The sequence below is a fragment of the Collinsella sp. TF12-2AT genome, assembly GCF_003436735.1.
Taxonomy (GTDB): Bacteria; Actinomycetota; Coriobacteriia; order Coriobacteriales; family Coriobacteriaceae; genus Collinsella.
In genome coordinates, this window is record NZ_QSQK01000004.1 from 104,194 (window position 1) to 123,105 (window position 18,912).

The window sequence follows — 18,912 nt, forward strand, 5'->3', positions numbered from 1 at the left end:
ATGATCCAATCGTCTAAATCGAAGGGCCAGCCGGCTGTTGATGGTCGACTGGCCCTGGGCGTTAGTTACTTCGAGAGTTGCTCGCTTACGAAGGCGAGAGACTTATCGCCGTTCTGGGAGAGCTCGATGTACTGCTTGCCGCGGCAGGCGACGCACTTGTTGCCCACGCGCCCGCAGTCCTTCTGCAGGTCTGCCAGGTAGCTTGCGGCCTGCGGGGCCAGGACGACCAGGTCAAAGTCGGGGAGCATATCCACGTGGTTGCCATAGGCCTCGGCAGCGGTTTCGAGGTTAATGCCGCGCTCCTTGGCAGCCTTGGCCAGCGCGTTGGCGAGCAGACCCGAGGTTCCGCCACCCTGGCAGAGCACGAGCACGCGCTTGCCGTTGAGGTCGCTGGCGGTCGTTGCCTCGGCAGCGGGTGCTGCAGAAGCGGCAGGGGCGTCGGCCTTCACGGCCTCGGCTGCGGCGCCGGCGGCAACGCTCTTGGCATCGGCCTTGCCCTGGAAGGCGTCGTTGAGCTTGGCGGCCTTCTCGGCGTTCTTGGCGGCGAGCTCCTCCTGGGAGATCTCGGCCTCCTCGGCGCACTTCTGGGCGTCATAGGCACGGAAGAACGGATAGTACAGGACAAAGTCGACGACCAAGATGAGGGCGAGCATCACAAAGGCGAGCGGCTGGAAGCCCAAGCCCATGATGGTGCCGATGGGGCCGGGGACAGTCCAAGGCAGGGTGTACATAAAGCCGTTCATGCCCAAGAAGTCGATAAAGATCTTGAGGATCCAGATGTTGGCGATCGGGGCAAAGACAAACGGGACAAAGAAGACGGGGTTGAGCACGATGGGTGCGGCGAACAGCAGCGGCTCGTTGACAGCAAAGCAGACCGGGACGATGGCGGCCTTACCGACGGCGCGCATCTCCTGAGACTTGGCCAGGAAGCAGAACATAAAGACCAGGACGAGCGTGGCACCGGTGCCGCCCATGCAGACGACGAAGTACTGGGCACCCTGGGTCAGGACAGCGGAAGCGTGCTGACCGGCCTGGAACGCAGCCAGGTTGTCGGTCATGTTGGCAACGAGGGCGGCGGCGATGGCGGGCTCGACGATCGAGGGGCCGTGGACGCCCACGAACCAGAAGAGGCTCATGGCGCCGTAGATTACAGCGAGGCCGATGTAGCCGTCGGCAGCGGTGAACAGGGGCTGGAACACCTGGATGACGCCCTGGGCAAAGCAGAAGCCAAAGGCGGCGCGGAAGACGATGTCAAAGACCCAAAAGACGGTGATGCAGACGGAGAAGGGGATGATGTCCTTAAAGGTCTGCGAGATGTTGGGCGGAACCTGCTCGGGCATCTTGACGGTGATGTTGCGCTTGATAAAGAACTTGTAGATGATGCCGGTCACAAATGCAGCGATGAAGGCAGTCAGCAGGCCTTTGGAACCAAGATAGGTGGTGTTGAAGCCGCTGGCGGCGTCCGTGGCGATCGTGTCGCTCGAAAGGAGCAAGAAGCCGATGATGGCCGCGCACATGCACGAGATGAAGTTGATCTGGTTGTTCTTGGGCAGGTCGCGATTCTGGGCGTCGGCGAAGTGCTTGGCGGTGGTGGCGGCACAGGCGATGGCCAGGATGCCCATGGAGTAGTTGTAGCACTTCCACAGGGCGTTGTTGATGTCATCGGGCCAGTAGAAACCCCAGATGTTGGGGACCGAAGCTACCAGGCAGAAGATGGACGAGAAGATGATGATGGGGATGACGGAGATAAAGCCGTCGCGGATCGCCTTGAGGTACTTGTTGCGGGCGATCGCGTTGAAAAAGGGCTGGCCTTTTTCGATGGTGGCGATGAGTTGCTCCATGCAAAGCTCCTAAGAGTCGGTGGGTTAGCAACGATAGTAGCTTTTGACGTTTGGTTGCCAAAATGTTGACGTTGCCATTTTGCGACACAAAAAAGGTGCGAACCGGTGGCCCCTGTGCCTGCGGACCGTCGATTCCTTGCGTGTAAACGTGTGAGCCGCCCGGTGGCTCTGTGTTTGCGCAATGGCAACGTTAACATTTGGGAGCCAAAAGCCGTTTGGGGAAGCAAAAATGTCGGTGAACGGTAGGTTTTGGGTGGTGAGCGTATGGTGGGGGAGGCGTTGGATATACTTGAAGGCGTTAAAAATGACTGCGTAGGGTGCCACCAATGGCATCGTCGACATAGAAAGATCGACCTATGGCCGCTGTTAAAAAATCGGTTTCCGTTAAGGATGTGGCGCGTCTCGCGGGCGTCTCGGAGCAGACGGTCTCGCGTACGGTGCACGATTCGCCCAGCGTGCGCCCCGAGACCAAGGAGCGCGTGCGTGCCGCCATGCGCGAGCTGGGGTATCGCCCCAATTTTGCCGGTCGATCGCTGCGCCGCGGTAAGTTTAAGACCGTCGGCGTCGCTATGTTCAACATTACCGGCACCGGCAACCTCGACCGTATGGAGGGCTTTGCCGCCGCCGCCGACAAACACGGCTACGCCATCACCCTCACTAAAGTAGATGGGCATCCGTATACCCTCGAGAGCGCATCGTCGCGTATGAGCGCACTGCCGGTGGACGGTATGGTCGTGATTATGAACCGCATGCCGGCGGACTTTGGCACCTTTGAGCCGCTGCCCGGTATGCAGACGGTGCTCGTTACCATGCTGGAGCACCCGCTGTGCTCGACGGTCGATAACGACCAGTTCGATTGCTCGCGCCAGGTGGTCGAGTACTTGCTGGAGCAGGGGCACAAGACCGTGCACTTTATCTCGTGTCCCGAGCGCTCGCTTTCGGGCATGCGACGCGAGGAGGGCTGGCGTGAGACATTGCGTGCGCATGGTATTGAGCCGCCGCGACTCGTCCGTGGCGATTGGACGGCACAGAGCGGATATGCCGCCGGCCAGGTGCTTGCGGATGATCCGACCTGCACGGCCATTTATGCATCCAACGATGCCATGGCCTACGGCTGCATTCGCGGACTCGAGTCGCGCGGAAAGCGCGTGCCCGAGGACGTGAGTGTGGTGGGTGTTGATGACAGCCTGGGCGATATCGTGCCCGACCGTCGCCTGACCACGGTGCGCTTTGACAACAAACGCGTCGGCATGTGGGCGGTCGACAAGATTGCCGGCGCCGAGGGCGCTGCACCCGGTGTGGAGCACATGCTGTTTCCGGGCGTGCTCGTCGAGGGCGATACGGTGCGCGATGTACGCTAGGGCGCGGGTCTGTTTGGGTTGCCGCTAATTGTGTTCGATATTGTTCAGATTGGTTTAAAAACCGTTCACGGACGAATAGTGACCGTTCATAGCTCAAAATTACGTTTTGCGCTGTTCTTTTTTGTTTGAATGTTATTGTTTCTGTCATACACAACGCAGCGCGTATGCCCGGACGCGATGCTCTCCATTGGTTCATATGTGAAAGGAACGCAATATGGCAACCAAAGAAGAAATCTCGATGGTTGGATTCGAGATTGTCGCATACGCAGGTGACGCCCAGACCGATCTGCTTGCAGCGCTCGATGCTGCTCGCGAGGGTGACTTTGAGAAGGCCGAACAGCTGCACAAGGATGCCAGCGATGCACTTATCGGCGCCCACGACACGCAGACCAAGCTGCTTTCGCAGGAGGCCGGCGGTGGCGAGATGGAGATGACCTTCATCATGGCTCACGCTCAGGACACTCTCATGACCACTATGATCCTGGAGAAGCAGGCCCGCTTTACCATCGATGCCTACAAGCGCATCGCTGAGCTCGAGGCCAAGCTCGCCTAACGAGCCCTCACAACCAAGTTCCCTTCCAAAAGCCCTGCCGCACCCGCGACAGGGCTTTTTCTGTCCTCCTCCAAGTTGCGGTGAAATAAGGACTGAATAGGGGCCGGCGGGCGCAAAACAATCCCTATTCCACCGCAACTCATCCCGAGATAGTCATTGGGGACGTTCTTAAACGACTGGTCATTGGGGACAGTCTTGGTGCGCTCCGTTCGTCCTCCCGTTCGATTTTTGCTCGGTGGGTATACTTCCATCCGCAATACAGGCCGGAATGAGGAGGTATCCAAATGCCGGACAACGGATTGATTCAAAAGAAAGATGCGCACGAGATGGCTCATGGGCGTCCTGTCCAGATAACCGAGCACACGGCGGTAACCGAGCTGCAGCCCAGTCTGTCCGATGTCGTGTGCGCAAACAAAAAGCTGCAGATTGGCTTTATCGTTGCGCTCGTGGTCCTGGCGCTGCTGTCGGGCTTTGTAGCTCGTCCGCATTTCGCCGATACCAAAACTTGGGACTCCACCATCGAGGTCATCGACCAAAAGAAGGGTAACGTACTGGCGCTCACGACCTCGTGCGTGGCGCTGTCTGCGGGCATTACCGCGCTGCCGGGTGATACGGGAACGCCGGTTGCCGAGCAGCTCGCGCAGCTTTCAGGCAACCTTGGTATCGTGCTTGCCGTGCTCTACCTCGAGAAATACCTGCTAACCATTTTGTGGTCGGTTGGCTTGGGCATCTTAATCCCGTTTGCGTTGGTGCTCTTTGCGGTGTCGCTCGGCATTCACGGGCGCTGGAGCACGAGCGCTGTCCTGCGCCGTGTGGCGACACGCGTGCTGGTAGTTGCCGTGATCGGCATGGCGTTGGTGCCTGCAAGCGTTTGGGTGTCGCAGAAGGTCGATGAAACGTATCGCGTAAGTATTGAGCAAGCTGAGCAAAAGGCTGCGGACGCTGCGGACGCGGCCGACACCACGGACAAGTCAGCCGAGACCAGCTCAAAATCGAACAAGAAAAAATCCGAGGCCACGGAGTCCAAAAACGTGCTCGAGCAGTTGACTGATGGGGCCTCGAGCCTTGTTACGTCGGTGACCAGCGGTGCCAAGCAGATGACCGACGAGATCGTGCAGCAGGTGACCGACCTCATCGAAGGCGTCATCGTGATGATCGTGACTTCGTGCGTTATCCCGCTGCTGGTGCTCGTGGCGTTCCTGTGGCTGGGACACGTACTGCTGGGGATCGATATTTCCGGCCCGGCGAACTATTTGACGGGCCGCTTTCTGAGTGCTCCGTCCAAGCACGCCAAATAGGGTGGGCAGTCCGAGTAGCTAAAACAGCTGTATATACCGGGGAATACCGCCGAAGGGCGGCCGAGACACGTTCTTGGCCGCCCTTTTGTTTGTTGAACACATGGTCGCTACGTCCGCGCCCGGCTCAAACGGTCAGCAATCATCCGTGAACGATATTTGTTCAAAAAAGAACAAAGATAAACAAATAGTTGTTGCAGTTACTGTTCGAATGTGTTCAAATAAACATGAACAGTGAAGAACCGCACATTCAGATGCCCGGACCTGAACGCGATTCAACACTTCCAAACAGAAACTACGCACCTGCGTATCTCTCAAGGAGGATGTCATGAGGGTTGTAATCGCTTCCGATGCCGACGGTATGTCGATGAAGGAGTCCATCAAGGAGATGCTCATCGCCGACGGTCACGAGGTCGTCGACTATTCCGAGACCCCTGCCGCGGACTTTGTCGATTCCGCGACCGCCGTTGCCAAGGACCTGCTGGAGCACAAGGATTCCCAGGGCTTCGCATTCGATAAGTACGGCGTCGGCTCCTATATGGCCGCCGTCAAGATCAAGGGCATGGTCGTCGCCAACATTTCCGACGAGCGTTCCGCTTACATGACCCGCGAGCACAACGGCTCGCGCATGGTCACCATGGGCCCGGGCGTTGTGGGCACCGAGGTCGCCAAGAAGATCGCCCGCGAGTTCCTGCGTGCACAGTACGCCGGCGGCCGTCACCAGATCCGTGTCGACATGCTCAACAAGATGGCCTAACGAGAGCCACCGAGAACTCGAACTTCTACCTCAACTTGTGAATTCAGACGAAAGGACGTTCTGATGAAGAAGACCATCGCAATCGGTTGCGACCATATCGTTACGGACGAGAAGATCTATCTGGCCGACCGCCTGGAGCAGGCTGGTTACAAGGTGCTCGACTGCGGCACCTACAGCCACACCCGTACGCACTATCCCATCTACGGTAAGGCCGTGGGCGAGGCTGTTGCCAGCGGCAAGGCCGACTTTGGCGTGGCCCTGTGCGGCACCGGCATCGGCATCACCAACGCCGTCAACAAGGTTCCCGGCGCCCGCTGCGCCCTGGTCCGCGACATGACCTCTGCCCTGTATGCCCGTCGCGAGCTCAACGCCAACATCGTGGGCTTTGGCGGCAAGATTACCGGCGAGTTCCTGATGGCCGATATCATGCTTGCCTTCCTGGAGGAGCCCTACGAGAAGACCCCCGAGCACGATGCCCTGATCGCCAAGATCGATGCCTGCAATAAGGCCGACGCCGAGGCTCAGGCTGACCCGCACTTCTTTGACGAGTTCCTCGAGAAGTGGGACCGCGGCGAGTACCACGACTAAGGAGGTTACGCGGTTTTACCAAACCGCGTAACGGGTCGACGCTGCGAAGCCATCTGGTGGGCAATCTGCCGTTCAGCTTCGGCGGCATGACCAGAAGGTCAATGCCGCCTCGCTTCACGGCACCTTGCCTCACCAGCTGGCTTCTCGCTGACGTTGAGGTGACCTGTGGGGTTACCGCTGTTGTTGCGAAGATTTCCGATACGGCGAGCTGCTCCGATAACACGTTTGCTTGCTTGGCTTGAGTGCTTCGCTCTTGGCTGTACTTGGCGATTTGCAGCTTTTCAATTGACGGCTCGCGTTTCTGTGAGGGGGCGCGGGCCGGTTTTCTATCAGCCCTATTGACTTGGCGGGCTGTCGTAAGAAAGGGAAGGCTCCTATGGAGTTTGTTCTTGATAACGGTTCTATCCGCGTAGCACTGAGCACGGCGGGCGGGTCGTTCACTTCTATTGCGGCCAACGGCCGTGAGTACCTGTGGCAGGGTGACCCGGCGGTCTGGTCGGGCCAGGCACCCATTTGTTTCCCGATCTGCGGCGGCCTTCGTGACGGTCGCGCAATGACCACGGGCGGCCGCGAGGTCAAGCTCGCCCGCCACGGCTTTGCTCGCAAGCAGGAGTGGAAGCTCGAGGAGCAGAGCGACAACATGGTTGCGCTGAGCTTAAGCTCTGCCGACCATGCCGAGTTGCTCGAGCAGTACCCGTATCCGTTTAAGATCGTTGCTCGTTACACGATCGATGCGGAGAAGGTGGCCGTGTCGTACGAGGTGACCAATGAGGGCACCGAGGACATGCCGTTCTTTGTGGGCGGTCACCCTGGCTTTAAGTGCCCGCTTGACGAGGGCGAGTCCTACGACGACTACGAGCTTCGTTTTGAGCAGCGTGAGGCCACCGAGCTCTGTACTGCCGTTCCCTCGACGGGCCTGATTGATGTTGAGCATCGCAGCAAGAACCCCATGATCGGCCATGACCTGCCGCTTACCCACGAACTCTTCGACTTCGCGGAGACCATCTTTGACGTGCTCGAGAGCCGCGTGGTTACGCTGACCAAGAAGACCGAGGACAAGGGCGTGCGCCTGACGTTCCCCGATATGCCGTACCTGATTGTGTGGAGCAAGCCCGAGGGTGACTTTGTGGCCGTGGAACCGTGGGGCGGCCTGTCCACCTGCTCCGACGAGGACGATATTCTGGAGCACAAGCGTGGCTGCCTGGAGGCCAAGCCGGGAGAGACCGTCACCCGCGGCTTTGAGATCGAGATCCTTTAACGAGTTATCGTATGTTTGGGGCGGGTTATGCCGCCCCGGAACAGGAGTTCAACATGATTCTGACCGTTACCATGAACCCGTCGATTGATACGCGCTATCAGCTCGACAAGTTGATCATCGACGACGTGAACCGTGTGACGCCCGAAAAGACCGCTGGCGGCAAGGGCCTCAACGTGAGCCGTGTGCTGCTGCAGTTGGGCGACGATGTGCTCGCGACCGGTCTGCTCGGCGGACACATGGGTGCCTATATGGCCGAGCTTATGGATGCCGACGGCGTCAAGAACGACTTTGTGCCCATCGCCGGTGAGACGCGCATTTGCCTGAATATTCTGCACGAGGGTAATCAGACCGAGCTGCTGGAGAGCGGCCCGCAGATCGCTCCGGCCGAGCTCGAGGCCTTTACGGCCAAGTTTGCCGAGCTTGCAGCGAAGGCGGACGTTGTGACGCTTTCGGGCTCGCTGCCGCGTGGCGTCGATGCCGGCTACTATGCCGAGCTCGTCAAGATCGCCGAGGAGGCGGGCGCCAAGGTGCTGCTCGACACTTCGGGTGCATCGCTGGAGGCCGCGCTGGAGTCCGACGCTAAGCCTGAGCTCGTAAAGCCCAACCTGACCGAGATTAACGGCCTACTGGGTACGTCCTTTACGACCGATGATGTCGATGCCCTGCGCGAGGCGCTTGCCGCCGATGACCGTTTTGCCGGTATCCCCTGGGTTGTCGTTTCGATGGGCGCTGCCGGTTCGGTGGGCTTCCATGAGGGTCGCGCGTTCCGCGCCAAGACGCCCGCGATTGCGGCTGTGAACGCAACGGGTTCCGGCGACTCGACCATCGCCGGCTTTGCACATGCCATTGCTGCTGGCGCCGACGACGTCACGGTGCTCAAGACCGCCAATACCTGCGGCAAGCTCAACGCCATGGATCCCAAGACCGGCCACCTGGTCATGGACCGCTGGGACGAGATCTTCAACAACGTTGTCGTGACTGAACTTTAAGGTTACGGCGTTTTACCAAACGCCGTAACGGCTCGACGCTGCAAACCCGCCAGAGCGGCAATCTGCCTTTCAACTTCGGCGGCATGACCAGAAGGTCAATGCCGCCTTGTTTCAAGGCACCTTGCTCGCTCTGGCGGGTTTTCGCTGTCGTTGCCAAAACATCGGCGTTGCCTTGTCGCAAGTAGTCATCGGGGACGTTCTTTAATGACTAGTCGTTTAAGAACGTCCCCGATGACTACACTCAAAAAACGGTGCCCGTCGGCGATATTGCCGGCGGGCACCGTTGTCGTGTAGGTGGCTATGTCGTGTGGGCTGCTGTTGAACGTTCGGGCCCGTGCTCTACAGCGAGTCGATAAAGCGCTGTTGGGCGGCGCGTCCCGCCTCGTCCCACTTAAAGACGCCGGCGTTGTCGAGCACGTGGCCAAACACCACGCCGACCTCTTCGTGCAGGATATCGATGGCGTTGTCCGCCGTGAGCTCATCGGCGCGGCGGGCATAGACGTCCTCGGCCCATGCGGCGTGGCTGTGGCAAAGGTCGTCGCCCTCGAGCGCGGCGGCAAGGTCGTAGCTGGCATCGGCCTTGGCCGCCAGCAGGTGCTCGCGGACAGCGCCGAGCTCGGGGACCAAGCGCGGCGGTAAAATCGCCAGGCCCATGACCTCGATCAGGCCGATGTTCTCCTTCTTGATATGGTGGTACTCGGCATGCGGGTGGAAAACGCCCAGCGGATGTTCGTCGGTCGTGATATTGCAGCGAAGCGCCAGGTAGGCCTCGTAAATCTCGCCGCCGGCATTGCCGCGGGAGTCGACGCGGCGGATGACGGGCGTCACGGTGTTGTGCGCCACGCCATCGGCCGTGTGCGCGATGACGCCCACAGACTCATCGGTCCACTCGCGCCAGGCGAGGATAATCTTCTCGGCAGCGTCGAGCAGCTGGGCGCGGTCATGCGAGCGCAGGCGCAGCACCGAGAGCGGCCACTGCAGCACGGTACCGGTGACCTGGTCAAAGCCGGGCACGCTAAACTGCGAGACCTCGGCGGCATGCATCATGGGGAACTCGTGCGCACCGCCCTGGAAGTGGTCGTGCGACAGAATCGAGCCGCCCACGATGGGCAGATCGGCGTTGGAGCCAATAAAGTAGTGCGGGAACAGGTCGACAAAGTCGAGCAGGCAGGTCAGGCCCTTGCGGTCGACGTGCATCGGGCGATGCTCGGAGCTCATGGCAATGCAGTGCTCGTTAAAGTACGCGTACGGGCTGTACTGGAAGCCCCAGCGCTCGCCGTCGAGCTGGATGGGAATAACGCGCAGGTTCTGACGGGCGGGATGAGCGCCGCCGTCGGCTGCGGCGGAGCGTCCGGGGTAGCCCTCGTTCTCGATGCAGAGCTGACAGGCGGGATACTTCTCGCCCGTGTTTTTGGCGGCACCGGCTGCGGCAATATCGCGCGGGTCCTTTTCGGGCTTTGACAGGTTGATAGTGATCTCCAGGTCACCCCAGTTGGTGGGGGTGTTCCATTTGATATTGCGCGCGATGGCGGCGCGGCGCACGTAGCCGGCGTCGCAGCACAGACCGTAGAACCAGTCGGTCGCGGCGCGGGGCTCGTTGACGCCCATGCGGCCGTCGAACTCCTCGTTTACAACCGAAGGCCTCGGCATCAGCGCGCCCATGATGCGCATGGCGATGCGGTCGCGGCCCGACGCCGTGTCCTCGGCGGCGCCGTTGGCAACGGCGGCCTCGGCAAGCGCGGCGAGCGTGCCCTCCAGGTCAAAGTCAGGCAGGGTATCGGGGTGCAAGAGCGAGAGTTTCTCAACTTGGAGTGCCCAAGTCATGTCGAGTGCGGGGCCCGTGGCGCCGATGCACTCCAAAATGGTGTTGTATGCCCAGATGCGATCGTCCTGGCCGATCATCGATCGGTGGATAGCGTACTCGATCAGGTTCTGCGCGGCCTCGCGCACGTCAGTCATTACAGCCATGCCGCGTAAGCCCCCTTGTCAGAGATGGCGTAGTGACGGGCAGAGCCTTCGCCCAGCCAGCCGTTCATCTTGGCGATGAAGGTGTCGACCAGGTCGAGCGGCACGAAGGCCTGGATGGTGCCACCAAAGCCGCCACCGTGGATACGAACGGCGCCGCGGCCGTCGAGCACGTGCTCGGCCAGCGCCAGGGCATACATGGAAGGCTGCTCGGAGCCCAGCTTGGCAACGACATTCTGCAGGTACATGGCAGAGCTGGCGCCGGACTCGCGCGTCAGGACCAGGAACTGGTCGATGTCGCCGGCGTTCAGGGCTGCCCAGCGCTTGTCGACCAGGCCGTTCTCGTACCAGTAGTGAACGGCGCGCAGACAGGCACGGTCGCCCAGCTTGGCGCGCAGCTCGGGGAGCTTGGCGTCAAAGTCGGCAACGTCGACCTCGCACAGGCGTGCCTTGCCAAACTCGGCGGCGACGTCCTGCATCTCGCGCGGAACGGCGGCGTAGTCATCGGTGGCGGCCACGTGGTCGGCACCGACCTTAACGAGCACGAGCGCATAACCGTGATCCTCAAAGTTGAGCTCGAGCTTCTGGGTTTTAGGCTGAGCCTGATCCTCAAAGTCCATGTAGGCGAGGCCGCCCAAGCAAACGGCGGCCTGGTCCATCAGACCGCAGGGCTTGCCGTAATAGTTGTTCTCGGTGCGCTGGCTCATCTGGGCGAGCGCGACGGGCTCGATGGCGGGTGCGTCCCAGAGCGTCTCCATGGCGCGACCGTATGCCGCCTCGACAGCAGCGGAGCTCGAAAGACCGCCGCCCGAGGGGACGGAGCAGGTGAAGGCAAAGTCGAAGCCCTGGGGCTCAACGCCCAGAGAGGCGATTTCGTGGGCCATGCCGCGGACGAGGCTTGCGGACGTGCCCTTCTCGGACTCCTGAACGTCTAGCGTATCGAGCGTGATCTCAAACGTAGGATAGCCCTCGTCGGCGACGCGAACCTTGTTGGAATCGGTCGCCACGGCAATGCCGTCGACGGCGACATCGAGCGAGCCGGCGATAACGTGACCGCCCTCGTGATCGGTGTGGTTGCCGCTGATCTCGGAACGGCCGGGCGCGTGCACATAGAGCACCTGGCGATCGCCGATGGGGCCAAACTCCTCCTCAAACAGCTTGGTGAGCGTGGCGAGTGTCTTTTCGTCGGGGGTGGTCATGAGGGTCCTTTCCTTGGCGCATACTGACGAGTTTTCCGTCGTAGTGAGTACGTTAACAATCTGAAGTGGCATAAACTCAGCATCTACGATGCCGCACGTTACGGGCTATGTTAACGTACTCATAACACAACACTTATCACTTTTTGAGAATCTGGTAATCGGTAGAAATCCAGCCGTGAACGGTATTGCCGTATGGACTTATAGAGCAGAAGAGTTGCGGATTGAAAAAGTAGAGTACGTTAACATGCGTCCGACGATAGCGGGCTTCGGCGCGGGGCGTATTTCTGCCCGGGCCGGCATGCACGCTATTCAGATCTCGCGAGGGTGAAGGTGATCCTGTGGTAAGGCGCCCGTCCAACGATACAGGTACGCGTCCGGTCTCCATGGCCGACGTCGCCCGCGCTGCTGGCGTTTCGCAGCAGACGGTTTCGCGCGTTGCCAACGGCCTCCCTAACGTCAACGAGCAGACGCGCCAGCGCGTGCAAGCCGCCATGCAGGAGCTCGGCTTCCGTCCGAGTTATGCCGGTCGCTCGCTGCGCGACGGCCGTTACCATTCGGTCGGTCTGTGCGTCAACGATGTCACCAAGTTTGGGAACCTCTCAATGATCGACGGCATCGCCAGCGCAGCTCGCGAGCATAATTGCGCCATCACGCTGGTCGAGATGTCCAAGACCGAGGAATTCTCGCTTGCCGAGGCAACGCGTCGTATGGCCGCGCTGCCCGTGGACGGCATCATCATCGGCATGAGCCGTATGGCGCCCGATTTTGAGACGTTTGATCCGTTACCGGGTATCGGCACGGTTATCGTCACCATGTATGCGCACCCGCGGGTGACTACGGTCGACTCCGATCATTACGGCTGCTCGCTGTTGCTTATGGACCATCTGTTTGAGCTGGGGCACGAGCAGATTCGCTATATTGGCGGCCCGTCGTTCTCGGTCGACGAGCAATTTCGTCGCGCCGGTTGGCAGGATGCGCTCGAGCGTAAACACATCGAGCCGGCAGAGCCGCTCGAGGGCGACTGGTCTGCCAACAGCGGTTACGAGGCCGGCAGATATCTGGCCGAGCACGATCGCACCATGACGGCGATTTACGCGGCAAACGACCAGATGGCAAATGGCGCAATTGCAGCGCTGCGCGACAGCGGCTTGCGCGTGCCCGAGGACGTGAGCGTGGTGGGTGTCGATGACTCACTCGACGACTTTGTCGCGCATAACGAGCTCACGACCGTTCGATTCGACTTGCATCAGCGTGGGCGCGAGGTATTCGAGCATGCGGTTCCCGAGGCGGGTACGGCGGGCAAAACCGTTGCCATTCGCATTCCCGGTCAGCTCATCGTTCGACACACCACGGCAGCGCCGCGCGCATAGTTTTCGCAGGTCAACGGCTCGGCGTTGCATATCAATAACAATCGGTAAGGATGCCGGCAGATAGCCGTGACTATGAAGGCGAGTGCTATGATAGACGGGTTCATTTGTCTATCTAGGAGGCTTTGCCTGATGGAGATCACCAAGGATATCCGCTACATTGGCGTTGACGATCATGACATCGACCTGTTCGAGGGCCAGTACGACGTGTCCGAGAACGGTATGGCATACAACAGCTACGTTATCTTGGGCGAGAAGATCGCTGTCGCCGATTCGGTCGATGGCGGATTTGTCGACGAGTGGCTCGGCAACCTCGAGACCGTACTCGACGGCCGCACGCCCGACTACCTGGTCATCCATCACATGGAGCCCGATCACTCCGCCGGCATCGCCGCCTTTATGGAGCGCTATCCCCAGGCGCAGATTGTGGCAAGCATGGGCGCCTTCCGTATGATGGTCAACTACTTTGGCACCGACTTCCCCGAGCGCAAGATGGTTGTCAAAGAGGGCGACGTGCTTGATCTGGGTGGCCACAGCCTGACCTTTGTCGGCGCCCCCAACGTTCACTGGCCCGAGGTACTCTTCTCCTACGAGGCTACCGACAAGGTGCTCTTTAGTGCCGACGGCTTTGGCAAGTTTGGCGCCAACGACATCGAGGATCCGGAAGGGTGGGCCTGCGAGGCGCGCCGTTACTACTTTGGCATCGTGGGCAAGTTCGGCAAGTTTGTGCAGGCCGTGCTCAAGAAGGCCGCCGACCTGGACATCCAGATCATCTGCCCGCTTCATGGCCCCGTGCTGACCGAGAACCTGGGCTACTACCTCGACACCTACAACACCTGGTCGAGCTATCAGCCCGAGGATGAGGGCATCACCATTGCCTACGCGAGCGTCTACGGCCATCTGAAGGCTGCCGTTGAGGAGCTTGCATCTGCGCTCGAGGCTCGCGGCCAGAAGGTCTCCGTTTTTGACTTGGCTCGCGACGACATGGCCGAGGCCGTTGAGGATGCGTTCCGCTATGACCGTCTGGTGCTCGCTTCCATCACCTATCAGGGCGAGATCTTCCCGTTCATGAGCACCTTTATCCATACGCTTGCCGAGCATGCCTACCAGAACCGTACCGTGGCGCTTGTCGAGGCCGGCTCCTGGGCGCCCGCCGCTGCCAAGGTTATGACCAAGGAGCTCGAGGGCATGAAGGACATCACCCTGACGCAGAACAAGGTGACCGTGCTAGGTTCGCTCAGCGACGCATCGCGCGCCCAGATTGAGGCCCTCGCTAACGAGCTCTCCAAGTAGCGATACGCTCACGTTTAACGCTCAAACCACCACAAAGGTGCCTTTGTGGTGGTTTTTGTTTAAGCGCTGGCGATGAGGAGATTTGGGCGGGCGTTGTCGACGATCTCGGCGATTGAGGTGGCGACGGCGTGATCGGGGTCACGGTCCATCACGATGGCGTTGACGTCGGTCAGCTCGGCAAAGCGGTACATGCCGCGTCCGTTGACCTTACTGGCGTCCATGAGGGCGACACTTTGACGGGCGGCACCGACCATAGCCGCTTTGGTCTCGGCCATCTGCGGAAAGTCGGTCGTAAAGCCGCAGCCGGGAACAAAGGCGCCGGGGCACATGACGGCAAGGTCGGCGTGGACCATTTGGAGCGCTTGCATGGTAAGTGGGCCGTACAGATAGCGATGACCTTTGCGCAGTGCCCCGCCCAGCATGACGACATCGACTGAGGGCATGCTCTCGTCGATGTAATCGGCAATGGTAATGTCGGCCGTGATGACGGTGATGCCATCGCGCTGGTCGAGGAGCCGGACAAACTCGAGCGCTGTGGTGCCCGAGTCGACGAGCAGCGTGTCGCCGTCATTGACGAGTTCGATGGCGCTTTGTGCGATGGCCTGCTTGGCGGCGACATTGACGTTGATGCGGCGATCCTGGGTGGATACGGTCAGTCGCTTCTGGAGCGACACGGCGCCGCCATGCGTGCGGCGCAGCTTGCCGGACTCGGCGAGCGCGTCTAGGTCGGCGCGGGCGGTAACGGAGGACACGCCAAAGGTCTGGGCGATTTCTGCTACCTGCACCGAGGCGTTATGTTCGAGCATTTCCATAATGGCGGCACGACGCTCATCGGCGAAAGCTCGGGTTGTTGCATGGGCCATATCCGCTCCATCATCGTCTGAAATTTGCAGGAATTGTGTTGAGTCTATTTTCGTTCATTTTCTTTTTAAGTAAGAAAACGCCTTTCGATTACTTACTTTTTCTATAAAAGAAAGACCTCGAACGCCCAAAATTCAATATCGAACACGCCCACTCGGCTCCAATTCCTTCCGTTTACTTTTCAAAAACGGCTGTATTGACCTGCATGGGCTCAATATCTCGCACGTGCAAAGCCGCTGAATTTCATACAATAAGTGCAGCAAAACACAAGGTAAAACGCCTTGTGAACAACTACGCCCGATGTCCAGATGCGGGCGAGGGAGAGGAGCAAACGCTCATGGCACTTGTTACCACCGAAAAGATGCTCAAGGACGCTCAGGCCGGCCACTACGCCGTCGGCGCGTTCAACGTCGAGAACCTCGAGTTTGTTATGGCCGTTCTGGCCGCTGCCGAGGAGACCAAGTCCCCCGTCATCATGCAGACCACCCCGGGCACCATCAAGACCGCTGGTCTGGACTACTTCTACGGCATGGTCAAGGCTGCCGCCGAGCGCGCTTCCGTGCCCGTCGCTCTGCACCTCGATCACGGCGATGGCTATGACCGCTGCATGCAGGCTTTCCGCACTGGCTACACCTCTGTCATGATCGACGGTTCGCACGAGTCCTTCGAGGACAACATTGCCCTGACCAAGTCCGTCGCCGACGCTGGCCGCGCCATGGGCGTGCCCGTCGAGGCCGAGCTCGGCAAGGTTGGCGGCAAGGAGGACGACGGTCCCGCGGTTGAGGGCGAGAGCCCCTACACCGATCCGGCCGAGGCCAAGGAGTTCGTCGAGCGCACTGGCTGCACCTCCCTCGCTATTGGCGTTGGCACCAGCCACGGCGTGTACACGAGCGATCCGCACATCGAGCAGTCCGTGGTCAAGGCCATCCGCGACGCCGTCGACGTGCCGCTGGTTCTGCACGGTACCTCCGGTGTGCCCGATGAGCAGGTTGCCGAGGCCGTGAAGAACGGCATCTGCAAGGTCAACTACGCCACCGAGCTGCGTCAGGCCTACACCAAGGGCTTCATGGCCTACATGGCCGAGAACCCCGCCTGCTTCGATCCCAAGAAGCCGGCCAAGGAGGGCATGCGCGAGATCACCGAGCTGGTTAAGATCCGCATGACCAACCTCAACTCTGTGGGCAAAGCAGAGTAACAGCAAGGGTACTCCGACTCGCTACATATCCCGGGGAGGGACGAGGGCTTAGTTCCCCAATCGTCCTCGGGCATGCAAAAAGCCTCGCTGCGCACTTCGTGCGGCGAGGCTTTTTGCCCCCTGCGGAAAGATTGGGGAACTAAACCCTCGTCCCTCCCAGGTTGACCTACTCGAGGTCGTCGCCCTTGTGGCGTTAGGGCGGAAAATAATAAGAAGCCTTCGCGCTGCGGAATGATTTTGGAAACTAAGTGCGGGGGCCCGCCCAAGCTGTCCTGTTCAATCGCCCTTGTGGCGTTAGGGCTGAAAGGGTGGGGCGCGTGGGTTATTTGGTTGTTAGGGTTAGTAGGTCGTTGGGGGTTTTGAGGTTGTAGGTGGCGTTTGGGATATCTTGGTGTGATCCCCATGCTGCTCGGGCAAAACTGACCCCTGCTGAAGTTGCGCATTGTTCGTCGTAGACGGTGTCGCCAACGTAGACGACGTTGCCAGGATTCGCGCCCGCACGTCGGAGATATTCGAGCATGGGTGCGGGTGCGGGTTTATGTTCGGTTGTGTCTTCGACAAGGATGATGTGCTCAAAATACTTATCGAAACCAAGGGGTGCAATTTCTTTTGCGTATTCGTCGCGCGCACGTGAGGAGACGATGCCAAGTTTGCAGCCGCTATCGGCGAGCGTTGCGATGACTTCAAGCAAACCTGGAAACACGCTGATGGTGCTTTTAAAGCTGGCGGCAACTTGGCACCAGCGATCCAACGTTGCCTGCGAGTAGATCCCAAGTTTCTCAAGGGCATCCTTGCCGGGTATGCCGAGGGCAAAGTCAAGCTCGTGTCGGGGAAGCGTTTTGCTGGTCTCTTCTTGGACAATCTGGACAAGCGATGACAGAACGCTTTCTTCTGTATCTGCCAATGTCCCATCAACGTCAAATACGATATGGTCAAAGTGCTTCATATGATTGCTCCTCTCTGTTGTTTGCCTGCAAGTTTGATGCAGTGACAGAAGAAGGGCTAGCGGGATTTCTGCCTGGTGCTATCGAGATTCTGCCTCGCTGCTCGATAGCTCGAAGGAGTGCACCCCATTTGTTCTTTAAATACCTGGCCAAGATGGCTTGCTGTTATAAATCCGCATTGGCGCGCGACTGTCTGTACCGTTCTCGTGGTGTGTGCCAAAAGTTCGCAAGCACGGTTTATGCGGTATGCGCGTAGATATGCCGCCGGGGTCGTTCCTGCACAAGTTTCGATAATGCGGTAACACTCTCTTTCGCTTACGCCGGCTGCAGATGCCATCTGGGGCACATCTATAGCGGCTGCATAGTTTGCGCGGATAAAGTCCAGGATTGCCTTGAACTGTACGTCGCGGCTGGTCATCCAAGAGGCGCCGTCGGAAGAAAAGAGCGGTTCGGTCTTGGCGTTAATCTGAATCCAGAGCTCTGACAAACTATTTCGAAGCGCCATCTCGTTCTGCGGCTGTTGAAGGTCGTGGTTAAAGGAACTCTTTAGCAAATCGATAAAGGGCATATCGTCGGGGTTGGTGGGCGACCATTTGAGCACATCGACGCCTCGACATTGCAGCAAAGGATTGATATAGCGCTTTTGAAGGCGTCCCGCGGGATCGCCGAGCATCGACGGCTGAAAGATATGCAGCATTTGAATGGCTGGCGCCGAATTGGGTGATTGCAGCGTGCTGTGCAAAACGCCGCCGTTGATAAAGCCGGCGGACCCTTCCTCAAAGCGTACGTGCTCATGAGCCGCGTGCGTTCGATAGTCAATCGCTCCCTGCTCCATGTAGAAAAGCTCAACTTCGGAATGCCAGTGCCAGGGGACGGAATTGCCCGGATAGCGAGCGAATTCTGCGCGTTCGGCAATATAGGGCCAGTCATCGGCGGTCTCGGGAAACGCTTCCTCGCGTCCTCCGCGGTGCAATTCTATGTGATCCATGTTTCGCATGGCATCAGTATAAAGCGCGATGGGCTTAGATTGCTCTTGCCTGTTCGGGGAACGCCTTGTCTAGGGATGCTTGGAGCTTTTCGAACGATGCTCGCAAGTTGAGGTTCTGGTCGGTTGAGCGTTTTGCTTTTGTGGTGGGGGAGTCGAGGAGGCCATTTCTCTGTGTCGGGGGGAAGGAGAAAAGGTCTGCATGTGTTAGGGATGGCTGCTGTGTTGCGTTATTGGAAGAATGCATGCTTATGCGGCCTCCTCGATGTCCACCAAAAGGTTGCGCACGGGGTGTGCTGCTAGGTCCCGTGCGTTGGCAGTATTATGCCGCGGCTGCTGAAAAGAAGCGCTAAAGAAAGGCTTAACCTGGTTTGATGTTACGATGAAACTGCAGTTCAGAGGTATCGAGTAACACTCTTGAAAGGTTTTGAGCTTAAGGGCTTTCTAAGGTTTGTGACGTG

At 59.3% G+C, this 18,912-nt stretch carries 16 protein-coding genes; 10 read left to right on the top strand and 6 right to left on the bottom strand.

What is annotated here, in order from left to right; translation table 11 throughout:
* Positions 1–65 precede the first annotated feature (65 nt).
* Positions 66–1,841, bottom strand: a complete 1,776-nt coding sequence (locus tag DXD24_RS04290; protein WP_117564766.1) for a lactose/cellobiose PTS transporter subunit IIB — start codon at positions 1,839–1,841, stop codon at positions 66–68.
* A 356-nt stretch (positions 1,842–2,197) separates the two neighbouring features.
* On the opposite strand from DXD24_RS04290, the gene DXD24_RS04295 reads away from it, so the two are divergent.
* The 7 genes from DXD24_RS04295 (at position 2,198) to DXD24_RS04325 (ending at position 8,642) form a co-directional block, all read left to right on the top strand.
* Positions 2,198–3,202: a LacI family DNA-binding transcriptional regulator gene (locus DXD24_RS04295; RefSeq protein ID WP_117564767.1), complete on the top strand. Its 1,005-nt coding sequence runs from the start codon at positions 2,198–2,200 to the stop codon at positions 3,200–3,202.
* Between the two features lie 214 nt (positions 3,203–3,416).
* Positions 3,417–3,755 (top strand): PTS lactose/cellobiose transporter subunit IIA, encoded by a 339-nt coding sequence (locus DXD24_RS04300; RefSeq protein ID WP_055252615.1) that lies wholly within the window; start codon positions 3,417–3,419, stop codon positions 3,753–3,755.
* 284 nt (positions 3,756–4,039) lie between these two features.
* On the top strand, positions 4,040–5,053 hold the full coding sequence (locus DXD24_RS04305; RefSeq protein WP_055252625.1) for a hypothetical protein: 1,014 nt from the start codon (positions 4,040–4,042) through the stop codon (positions 5,051–5,053).
* 325 nt (positions 5,054–5,378) lie between these two features.
* Entirely contained in the window at positions 5,379–5,807 is a 429-nt protein-coding gene (lacA, locus tag DXD24_RS04310; protein ID WP_006234830.1) for a galactose-6-phosphate isomerase subunit LacA, read from the top strand.
* 63 nt (positions 5,808–5,870) lie between these two features.
* Positions 5,871–6,395, top strand: coding sequence for a galactose-6-phosphate isomerase subunit LacB (lacB, locus tag DXD24_RS04315; protein ID WP_006234831.1), 525 nt, complete (start codon positions 5,871–5,873; stop codon positions 6,393–6,395).
* Positions 6,396–6,771: 376 nt separating this feature from the next.
* Positions 6,772–7,653 (top strand): aldose 1-epimerase family protein, encoded by an 882-nt coding sequence (locus DXD24_RS04320; RefSeq protein WP_117564678.1) that lies wholly within the window; start codon positions 6,772–6,774, stop codon positions 7,651–7,653.
* A gap of 53 nt (positions 7,654–7,706) precedes the next feature.
* The gene (locus DXD24_RS04325; RefSeq protein ID WP_117564736.1) at positions 7,707–8,642 is read left to right on the top strand and encodes a hexose kinase; all 936 of its coding nucleotides are present in this window, start codon (positions 7,707–7,709) and stop codon (positions 8,640–8,642) included.
* Between the two features lie 339 nt (positions 8,643–8,981).
* On the opposite strand, the gene DXD24_RS04330 is transcribed toward DXD24_RS04325, so the two are convergent.
* Together DXD24_RS04330 and DXD24_RS04335 are read right to left on the bottom strand one after the other, a co-directional pair.
* A complete protein-coding gene (locus DXD24_RS04330) occupies positions 8,982–10,610 on the bottom strand; it encodes a UDP-glucose--hexose-1-phosphate uridylyltransferase (protein WP_233502326.1) in 1,629 nt (542 codons plus the stop codon).
* The gene (locus tag DXD24_RS04335; RefSeq protein WP_117564681.1) at positions 10,601–11,806 is read right to left on the bottom strand and encodes a galactokinase family protein; all 1,206 of its coding nucleotides are present in this window, start codon (positions 11,804–11,806) and stop codon (positions 10,601–10,603) included. The genes DXD24_RS04330 and DXD24_RS04335 overlap by 10 nt, the downstream gene beginning before the upstream one ends.
* 383 nt (positions 11,807–12,189) lie before the next feature.
* On the opposite strand from DXD24_RS04335, the gene DXD24_RS04340 reads away from it, so the two are divergent.
* Positions 12,190–13,176: a LacI family DNA-binding transcriptional regulator gene (locus DXD24_RS04340; protein ID WP_117564683.1), complete on the top strand. Its 987-nt coding sequence runs from the start codon at positions 12,190–12,192 to the stop codon at positions 13,174–13,176.
* Positions 13,177–13,305: 129 nt separating this feature from the next.
* Entirely contained in the window at positions 13,306–14,466 is a 1,161-nt protein-coding gene (locus DXD24_RS04345; protein ID WP_117564685.1) for an FprA family A-type flavoprotein, read from the top strand.
* A 59-nt stretch (positions 14,467–14,525) separates the two neighbouring features.
* Here DXD24_RS04345 and DXD24_RS04350 read toward each other — a convergent pair whose 3' ends face one another.
* Entirely contained in the window at positions 14,526–15,329 is an 804-nt protein-coding gene (locus DXD24_RS04350) for a DeoR/GlpR family DNA-binding transcription regulator (protein WP_117564687.1), read from the bottom strand.
* A 335-nt stretch (positions 15,330–15,664) separates the two neighbouring features.
* Here DXD24_RS04350 and DXD24_RS04355 point away from each other — a divergent pair, with 335 nt between their 5' ends.
* Positions 15,665–16,522, top strand: a complete 858-nt coding sequence (locus tag DXD24_RS04355) for a class II fructose-bisphosphate aldolase (RefSeq protein ID WP_022095149.1) — start codon at positions 15,665–15,667, stop codon at positions 16,520–16,522.
* Between the two features lie 322 nt (positions 16,523–16,844).
* Here DXD24_RS04355 and DXD24_RS04360 read toward each other — a convergent pair whose 3' ends face one another.
* Entirely contained in the window at positions 16,845–17,468 is a 624-nt protein-coding gene (locus DXD24_RS04360; RefSeq protein ID WP_089572377.1) for an HAD family hydrolase, read from the bottom strand.
* Between the two features lie 56 nt (positions 17,469–17,524).
* Positions 17,525–18,454, bottom strand: a complete 930-nt coding sequence (locus DXD24_RS04365) for an AraC family transcriptional regulator (protein ID WP_158548959.1) — start codon at positions 18,452–18,454, stop codon at positions 17,525–17,527.
* Positions 18,455–18,912: the final 458 nt, after the last annotated feature.

What these genes read in the sequence shown, in the direction of transcription:
- DXD24_RS04290 (WP_117564766.1), bottom strand. Translation starts at nt 1,841, where the DNA reads ATGGAGCAACTCATCGCCACCATCGAAAAAGGCCAGCCCTTTTTCAAC.
- DXD24_RS04295 (WP_117564767.1), top strand. Translation starts at nt 2,198, where the DNA reads ATGGCCGCTGTTAAAAAATCGGTTTCCGTTAAGGATGTGGCGCGTCTC.
- DXD24_RS04300 (WP_055252615.1), top strand. Translation starts at nt 3,417, where the DNA reads ATGGCAACCAAAGAAGAAATCTCGATGGTTGGATTCGAGATTGTCGCA.
- DXD24_RS04305 (WP_055252625.1), top strand. Translation starts at nt 4,040, where the DNA reads ATGCCGGACAACGGATTGATTCAAAAGAAAGATGCGCACGAGATGGCT.
- lacA (WP_006234830.1), top strand. Translation starts at nt 5,379, where the DNA reads ATGAGGGTTGTAATCGCTTCCGATGCCGACGGTATGTCGATGAAGGAG.
- lacB (WP_006234831.1), top strand. Translation starts at nt 5,871, where the DNA reads ATGAAGAAGACCATCGCAATCGGTTGCGACCATATCGTTACGGACGAG.
- DXD24_RS04320 (WP_117564678.1), top strand. Translation starts at nt 6,772, where the DNA reads ATGGAGTTTGTTCTTGATAACGGTTCTATCCGCGTAGCACTGAGCACG.
- DXD24_RS04325 (WP_117564736.1), top strand. Translation starts at nt 7,707, where the DNA reads ATGATTCTGACCGTTACCATGAACCCGTCGATTGATACGCGCTATCAG.
- DXD24_RS04330 (WP_233502326.1), bottom strand. Translation starts at nt 10,610, where the DNA reads ATGGCTGTAATGACTGACGTGCGCGAGGCCGCGCAGAACCTGATCGAG.
- DXD24_RS04335 (WP_117564681.1), bottom strand. Translation starts at nt 11,806, where the DNA reads ATGACCACCCCCGACGAAAAGACACTCGCCACGCTCACCAAGCTGTTT.
- DXD24_RS04340 (WP_117564683.1), top strand. Translation starts at nt 12,190, where the DNA reads ATGGCCGACGTCGCCCGCGCTGCTGGCGTTTCGCAGCAGACGGTTTCG.
- DXD24_RS04345 (WP_117564685.1), top strand. Translation starts at nt 13,306, where the DNA reads ATGGAGATCACCAAGGATATCCGCTACATTGGCGTTGACGATCATGAC.
- DXD24_RS04350 (WP_117564687.1), bottom strand. Translation starts at nt 15,329, where the DNA reads ATGGCCCATGCAACAACCCGAGCTTTCGCCGATGAGCGTCGTGCCGCC.
- DXD24_RS04355 (WP_022095149.1), top strand. Translation starts at nt 15,665, where the DNA reads ATGGCACTTGTTACCACCGAAAAGATGCTCAAGGACGCTCAGGCCGGC.
- DXD24_RS04360 (WP_089572377.1), bottom strand. Translation starts at nt 17,468, where the DNA reads ATGAAGCACTTTGACCATATCGTATTTGACGTTGATGGGACATTGGCA.
- DXD24_RS04365 (WP_158548959.1), bottom strand. Translation starts at nt 18,454, where the DNA reads ATGGATCACATAGAATTGCACCGCGGAGGACGCGAGGAAGCGTTTCCC.